1 protein-coding gene and 1 pseudogene are annotated in these 514 nt (G+C 41.1%); both read right to left on the bottom strand.

The window, feature by feature from the left end:
• Window positions 1-372 (bottom strand): ribonuclease III family protein (locus tag J7R05_RS07740; RefSeq protein WP_281388231.1); only part of this gene is annotated, 372 nt, incomplete at its 3' end.
• Window positions 353-514: pseudogene (locus J7R05_RS09395) on the bottom strand (signal peptidase I); the annotation flags it as partial. The gene J7R05_RS07740 and the pseudogene J7R05_RS09395, both read right to left, overlap by 20 nt.

Here is a 514-nt window from a genome sequence, read left to right on the forward strand (position 1 = left end):
AGCAATCAAAGCTTCTACCACATCAGCATGCATATTAATGAGTCGACGCCCTTCGAAGCTTTTCATCTCAAAACCTACATAGATCATATCAGACAAACCCATTTCTCGTGCAATATCAGCACATGTCCGGGCATTCACCAAACCGTTTAGACGTACCGACAATTCACCTTCACTTGCCTGCGGAAAAAATTGATACAGCATTTCTGCAATCAAAAGTCCCAGAACCCGATCACCTAAAAATTCCAGTCGCTCATAATTCCCCTGTTCCGAATCTTGAACACTAGAATGTGTTAATGCTCTTTTTAATCTCTCTTCATCTTTAAAGCGATGCCCCGTCAGCTTCTCAAGCTGATCAATCATTGGACGCTTCATTATTGATTCCTTGCTTGATAAGCGGCAAATCATGAACAGTATTGATAAAAGAAAACAAACGGTTCCAACGGATATCAAATGGCCAGCGCCAAATCTGCCAAGCACTTGAACCATTACTAATAGAGAAAAAGATTACACTTGC

The organism is Bartonella capreoli, assembly GCF_902813205.1.
GTDB lineage: Bacteria > Pseudomonadota > Alphaproteobacteria > Rhizobiales > Rhizobiaceae > Bartonella > Bartonella schoenbuchensis.